This is a genomic window from Gemella sp. 27098_8_155 (assembly GCF_041433725.1).
In the GTDB taxonomy this organism is placed as follows: Bacteria; Bacillota; Bacilli; order Staphylococcales; family Gemellaceae; genus Gemella; species Gemella haemolysans_D.
This window is the reverse complement of the sequence record NZ_JAPWCA010000033.1, coordinates 1-5,847: the sequence shown is the minus strand read 5'-3', so window position 1 is coordinate 5,847 and position 5,847 is coordinate 1. Positions and strand designations below refer to the sequence as shown.

The 5,847-nt window shown below is 36.1% G+C and carries 1 protein-coding gene; it reads left to right on the top strand.

Features of this window, described 5'->3' with window-relative positions; translation table 11 throughout:
- Window positions 1-549 precede the first annotated feature (549 nt).
- Window positions 550-5,847: DUF1542 domain-containing protein (locus O5Y44_RS08620; RefSeq protein WP_371465986.1), on the top strand; the 5,298-nt coding region annotated here is incomplete at its 3' end.

The window sequence follows — 5,847 nt, the reverse complement described above, 5'->3', positions numbered from 1 at the left end:
TCGAGGGTGTTTTTTTTTTTTTTTTAAGTTGCAAAATATATATTTCACATATTTCAATAATATAATAGAGAACAAAGACTATTGTTATAAAACATCATAGAAGTTATGTATAGCACTTCCTGAAAATGAAAAACTATTTTTGAAAACTATATACATTAAAAAGTATTAAATATTTTAGATAAAAGTATATACAAATAAAGTAAAAGTTAATTTAATAATAACAAAAATATTACTGAAAATTTCATAATGAAAAATCAGATGATAAATATTTAAAAAATAAGCAAAATCAGAGTATATTTTATGGACAAACAATGCAAATTTTGGTAAAGTTATTATGTAACAATATTGTAAATAAATAAAGTTATGAAAATTAATTTTATTAGGTTAAAAAAGAAATTTTAAGCTTTGAAAGAAGTTTTTTATAATGGTTATTTTTAATTAAAAAATTAACTATAAATGAAAAGAACTTCATGTATAATAGTGAAGCTTTAAAATTTCTTATATTAAAGATTACAGGAGGAATTTTATGACAGGAAAAATAATGAGTATTTGAAAGGGTTAAAAGAAGGTACTAAGGTAGAAACATATTCTATCAAAAAATTCAAAGTAGGTACGGCATCAGTAGTAATCGGTGCAAGTATCTTTTTAGGTGCAGGGGCGGTAGCTCAAGCATCAGAAGAAGTTTCTAACAATACAACTGCGGACAACACGACAAACGCAGGTGAGAAAGCAGAAGCTGCACCTAAAGCAGTAGCGCAGCCGGAAAAAGCAGAAAACACTAAAGAAAGCGTAGCAGCAGTAGCAGCAAAAGTAGGAGTAGAAGCACCTAAAACAGAAGTAAAACAAGAAGTAGCTGTAGAAGTTAAATTAGATAAAAGTGGATTAGAAGCTTATATCAATGAGGTTTCAGCTAATCTAGAAGCTGGAAAATACTCTAACAAAACAGAAGCATCTGTAGCAGTATTAACAACTGAGTTAGAGAATGCAAGAGCAACGTTAGTGTCAGCCAAAACACAAGCAGAATTAAATGCAGCGTATAATAAACTTGTAACGACTGTAAACTCAAAATTAAAAAATAAACCAGCAGAGAAAAAAGAAACACCAGCGGTAGATACTACAAACGGTAAAGAAACTGTAGGTAAAAAAGCTGAGAACACAGAGCCAAGTACAGCTAATTCTCACGCAACTAATGCAAAAGCAGAAGAAGGCACAGGATTTAGAAGAAACGATTCAGGTTCTCCTCAAGTTACCAGTACAGTAAACTATGAGGATGCTTCATATGTAAGACGTAATGGAGTAACCTCTGCGGATACTTCTTTATCAGGGAGTGGAACTAATGGTAAAACTGTAGTAGTGACAGTCGCAACTCCAGGAGGAGCTACAAAAACTTATGAAACGGTAGTAAAAAATGGAAAATGGACTGTGAATTTAGAGGCACCATTAAAATCTGGTAGTGATCCATACAATAAAGGTACAGATGAAACTAAGGTTACTGTTCAATACAAAGGTGAAAATAATAAATTAAACGATGAAACAAGAGTTTATCTTGGACGTCCAAAATTTGTTAATGATACAGTAGTTGCGGGACAAAAAGAAGTATTGGTAAAAGTTCCGAAAGACGCGAATAATTTATGGGTAGGATTCACAGGTTCTTGGGACCGTCAAGTAATTATGAACGGAGGGAATCCTCAATCTCAAGACGCATCAACGCTAACTGCAACTATGGCAGATACTCAAGATGATCCTATCTTCCACATTGTAAAATTAACATTCCTTAAAAACGCAATTAAAGAAGGTGCTAATGGAATTAACTTACAAGCGCAATCTGGTTACAGTGCAGCAGGAGGAGCTAAACCTGGAACAACAGAAGCAGCAGAGGCTAAACGTCTAGCATTAACTGCAACGAACGAAGCACCTACAATCGCGGCAACAAATAACGGAAGCGACGTAGTTGTGAAAAAAGGAGAAGCATTTGATATTGCAACTCTAGCAACAGTAGCAGACAAAGAAGATGATGCAAAACTTACAGTTGGTGAGCCAGTAAAAGCCAAGTTAGTATCAGTTAATGGAGCAAGTGCAACAACATTTAGTACTGCAACGCCAGGAGAATACACACTAGTTCTTAAAGCTGTAGATAGTCAAGGTAAAGACTCTGCGAATACTATTACTAGAAAAGTAATTGTAAGAGAAAACCAAGCGCCAACAGCTGAAATCCCATTCTCAGATCCAGCACCAGATAAAAAAGAAGTGTTTGTATACGGTGCAGAAGAAAACTCATTTGATATTAAAATCAAAGATGATAGCGGGAAAATTGTTAGTGCCACAGTAAGAGGTGGTAGTAACCAAGAGTTTAAACCAGTAGAAGGTGAAACGAATAAAATTAATACTCAATATGGATTTACTGCGAATACTTTCAGTGCAGAAACAACAGCAAGTGAGGATTCACCAGCGGTAATTACATATTCAGGAACTCCAGCACCAGAAGGAAACTTCACATTAGATAAACTAAAAGAAGCGACTAAAGGAGAAAATCCAGCGGGTGTAGCTTTAGGATGGCGTTATGTAAGGGCTACTGATGCTGATGGAGGAGAAATCGCAGGTGTTGGAACTAGTGCAGCTGATATCGGTGCATTCAGGGTAATGCTTAAACCTCAAACCCAAAAATATGACATTCAATCACCTGCAGATGCTGATAAAGTAGCTGTAACAGACCCATCAGCTGTAACAGATGATGAGTTTAACAAAATTAAAGAAAAACTTAAAATTGAATACTCAAAAACAAACCCAGATAAGAATTTAGAAGCTAAACGTGGTCAAGAAGTAGCTGAAAAAGATGAAAGAATTGATACAATCACAAAAGTTGGAACTGATTTAGTAGTAACTTATAAAGATGGATCTGTTGATAAAAAACCACTTTCTGAGTTCGTTAACCTTAACAAACAACCATCAATTGATGCAGTTAACAAAGCAGCAGAAGATAAAATTGCTGAAATTAACAAAACTCCAAATGCAACTGATGAAGAAAAAGCAGCTGCAATCGCAAAAGTAAATGCAGATAAAGAAAAAGCTGTAGCGGCAATTAATGATGCTAATGTAACGACAAAAGCAGAATTAGATAAAGCAAAAGAAGCAGGTGCAACTGCAATCGCAGCTGATAACCCAGTAGTAACGAAAAAAGATTCAGCTAAAGCGGATATTGAAGCAGCTCGTAAAGCAAAAGCAGATGCTATTACTGCAGATAAAAACCTAAGCCAAGCGGAAAAAGATGCAGCTATTGCTAAAATTAACAAAGCAGCAGAAGATGCAACAAAAGCAATCGATGCAGCAACGACAGATGCAGCTGTAGATACAGCAAAAAATGCTGGAACTACAGAATTCGGTAAAGTTAATCCAATTGCGAAAGAAAATGCCAAAGAAGCTATTGCGAATGCATTAACAGCAAAAAATAACGAAATTGATGCTCGTACAGATTTAACACAACCAGAAAAAGATGCAGCAAAAGCAGAAGCTAAGAAATTAGCAGATGCAGAACTTGCAAAAGTTGAAGCTCAACCTGATAATGCAGAAACAGCAGATGCAGCGGCAGCAGCACAAAAAATTGTTAATGATGCAGAAGATAAAGGTGTTGCAGATGTAACAGCAGTACACCCAATTGCTAAAGAACAAGCAAAACTAGCTGTAGCAGATGAATTAGCTAAGAAAGAAGATGCAATCGATGCTCGTAATGACTTAACAAAAGAAGAAAAAGACGCAGCTAAGAAAGAAGCGCAAGATAAAGCAAAAGCAGCAACTGATGCTATTAATGCTCAACCAGCTATCGCAAATTCTGAAGATAAAGCAACGGCTGCTCAACAAGCAGTAGATACAGCGAACAACACTGGAGTATCAGATGTTAAAGCAGTAAACCCAGAAGCAGCTAAAAAACCAGCAGCGAAAAAAGCAATTGATGATGCATTAAAAGCGAAAGAAGATGCAATCGATGCTCGTACAGATTTATCAGATAAAGAAAAAGCAGCTGCAAAATTAGCGGCGAAAAATATTGCAGATACAGCGAAAAAAGCAATCGACAACGCAACAACAGATGCAGAAGTTGATGGAGCGCAAACTACAGGTACAGATAATATTGCCACTGTAAATCCAGTAGCGAAAGAAGCGGCAAAACAAGCTGTAGCAGATGAACTAGCTAAGAAAGAAGAAGAAATCGACGCTCGCGATGACTTAACAAAAGAAGAAAAAGACGCAGCTAAGAAAGAAGCACAAGATAAAGCAAAAGCAGCAACAGATGCAATCAATGCTCAACCTGATACTGTAGATACACCAGAAGAAGCAACAGCAGCTCAACAAGCGGTAGAAGCAGCTAAAGATAAAGGTGTAGCAGATGTTAAAGCGGTAAACCCAGAAGCGAAAGCTAAGCCAGCGGCTAAGAAAGCAATTGACGACAAACTGGCAGAGCAATTAAAAGCTATTGAAAATACACCTGATGCTACCGATGAAGAGAAGAAAGTAGCAGCAGATGCAGCAAGAGCAATCGCAGAACAAGCTAAAAAAGAAATCGATGCAGCTAAATCAGATGCAGATGTTAAAGCTTTAGAAGACGAAGCAAAAGCTGAAATCGAAAAATCTTTACCATTGGTTGAAGATAAACCAAATGCTCGTAAAGCAATCGATGAAGAAGCAAAAGCTAAAAAAGCAGAAATTGATGCTCGTAATGATTTATCTTCTAAAGCTAAAGAAGCATTAAAAGCTAAAGTAGATAAAGTTGCGAATAAAGCTAAAGCAGCAATCGACGCAGTAAGTAGTGTAGAAGATGTTAATGTAATAGAAGAAGCAGATAAGGCAGCTATTAAAGCAATTGGAGATATCAATAGACCAATTGACAAAGTTCTTGTAAAAGACCCAAGTGCATTAACAGATGAAGAAAAAGCTAAAATCTTAGAAGAAGTTAAAAGAGTTAACCCCACAGCCAAAGAAGTTAAATATAACGAAAATGGTAAAATCGAGGTAACTACTGGAAATGGTGATAAAGGAACGATTAATCCAGCTAAATTAGTTAAAACCGAAGAAGACTTAGATAACGGTAAAGGTGGAAACGACATTAATAAACCACTTGATAAAGTTATCGTGAAAGATCCTGCTAACTTGACAGATGAAGAGAAAGCTAAGATTGTTGCTAAAGTAGAAGAGGTTAATCCAGATGCTATTGTAACGATAGATGAAAATGGAACTGTTTCTGTTTCTACTCCAGATGGTAAAACTTCGGCAATTCCAGCATCGGATTTAGTAAGAACTAAAGAAGATACAGAAAAAGCTGGAGCAGGTAACTCTAATATTGTGAAACCAGCAGATAAAGTATTTGGTGAAGCAAATGATCCAGATGACCAAGCTAAAGTAGAAGAAAAATTAAGAGAATTAAACCTAGAAACTAAATCTGTTAAATTCGATGAAAATGGTAATGCGACAGTTACTCTAAAAGATGGAACTACAGCAACGATTCCAGCGGAAGATTTATTCAGATCAGAAACTGATATAACTAAACCAAACGCAGGAAACGACATCGTTAAGCCAGCGGACAAAACATTAGTAAAAGATCCGAACGCATTAACTGACGAAGAAAAAGTCGCAATCGCAGCGAAAGTAAAAGAAGTAAATCCAGACTCAACAGTAGTAATCGATGACAAAGGAAATGCGACAGTAACAACTAAAGACGGAAAAACAGCAGTAATCCTAGGAAAAGACTTAGTTAAAACAGAAGCAGACGCAGCGAAACCAAACGCAGGAAACGACATCGTTAAACCAGCGGACAAAACATTAGTAAAAGATCCAGCTAAGTTGACAGATGAAGAAAAA